This window comes from Arthrobacter sp. SAFR-179, from assembly GCF_059414945.1.
Genome location: NZ_JBPFDM010000024.1, coordinates 1 through 1,517 on the forward strand (window position 1 = coordinate 1; position 1,517 = coordinate 1,517).

General features: G+C 59.7%; 2 protein-coding genes. Both read right to left on the reverse strand.

Features of this window, described 5'->3' with window-relative positions:
- Positions 1 to 25 precede the first annotated feature (25 nt).
- Positions 26 to 1,039, reverse strand: coding sequence for a DDE-type integrase/transposase/recombinase (locus tag ACR65K_RS20585; RefSeq protein WP_440154739.1), 1,014 nt, complete (start codon positions 1,037 to 1,039; stop codon positions 26 to 28).
- 17 nt (positions 1,040 to 1,056) lie between these two features.
- Positions 1,057 to 1,461, reverse strand: coding sequence for a hypothetical protein (locus ACR65K_RS20590; RefSeq protein WP_440154740.1), 405 nt, complete (start codon positions 1,459 to 1,461; stop codon positions 1,057 to 1,059).
- Positions 1,462 to 1,517 lie beyond the last annotated feature (56 nt).

A 1,517-nucleotide genomic window follows, 5' to 3' on the forward strand; every position in this document is an offset into this window, starting at 1 on the left:
CCGCAGATTGTCAAGCTGTGTGGAGTCATTGGGTCGGCTGTTTGGCTGTTTTCGCTGCGGGGAGGTTGATTCCGGTGTGGCGGGCCGGGGCTGGTGTGCTGGGTCGCTGCCGGAATCGTTCGGGATTTTTGTCGTAATAGCGCTGTAGTGCTTCGTCTCGTGTTTTCCAGAGGTCTTTCCACGAGCCGTCGTGCACTTCAGCCGGTGAGAAGAGTGCGATGCCTGAGTGTTTGTGTTGTGTGTTGTACCAGGGTACGTAGCCGGCGAGGTAAGCTCTGGCGGTCTCGACTTCTTTGAAGACTCGTGGGTAGCCAGGCCGGTACTTCATGGTCCGGAACCCGGACTCACTGAAGGGGTTGTCGTTCGATACGTAGGGCCGGTTGTGTGAGAGCTGTACGCCGTGGGTGGTGAGGGCAACGCGGAGCAGGTTTGATCGCATTGCCGGGCCCGAGTCGGCGTGGACGGTGTGTGGGGCGCCATGACGGGCGATGGCGGTTTCGAACATATCCACGGCGAGGTGGTCGGCTTCTCGTTCCTCGACCCGCCAGGCAACCATCTTGCGGGAGTAGATATCAAGAACCGAGTAAGCCTTGAACGTCTTTCCCCGCCACGGCGAATACAGATCGGTGATATCCCACGACCAGACCTGTCCCGGGCCGGTAGCCATCACGACCGGTTTCTCCCGTGGCAGCCGCTTGTTCCCGGTCCTGGTCGGGATGGTCGGACGGAGCATCTGGTCCTCGATCTGCGACGCGATACGCCACCACGTCCGGCGTGACGCGAGCATCACCCCGGCATCCCACGCCGCTGCGAAGGAGTGGTCAACGGAAACTTGATCGGCCCAGCCTTCTATGATGTATTCCGAAATCCTGTCGCGGTCCCGGGTACTGATGCGTGACTGATAAGCCCGCTCAGACTGCCCGAGCGGGTCCTGGACTCGCTCGCGAGGGTTCTGCCGGTAATGCCAGGTCGAGCGCGAGACGCCGGAAAGCTCGAGTGCCTGCCGCTGCGAGCCCGTGAGCTTCGTCAGGGACCGCACAAGGCGGTTCTCGGCATCTATGAACTTTTCGGATCGTTCGTCTGGGCCGTATCGGGCTCGGGCACGCTCAACTCGTGCAAGAGCCCGATAGCTTTTCCCAACGCTGTATTCGTACCCTCGAGCTCACGGATACGGCCCTTGAGCTGTTCGACTTCGGACTGGTGTTCAGCGATTTCTTTGGCGCGCGCTTTTTCAAACGCGGACAACTCGCCATTCGTACGGGCCATACCCCCATGCTCTCGCGGAAGCAGATTCCGGTCGAGATCACCCTCGAACACCAACTTCCGCCACCGCCGAAACGTCCACTCCGTCATCGACTGTTTGGCAAGCCAGGTCTTCTTCGTGCCATACGGCTGAAGATGGTACTCGTGGACCAATTCCCGAATCTCATCACGGGTAAAACCCTGGCTTACAAATGTCACGGTCGGCTCCTTCAATCAAGACTTGAATGACTCACAACCAGCCTGACTTAGAGGGG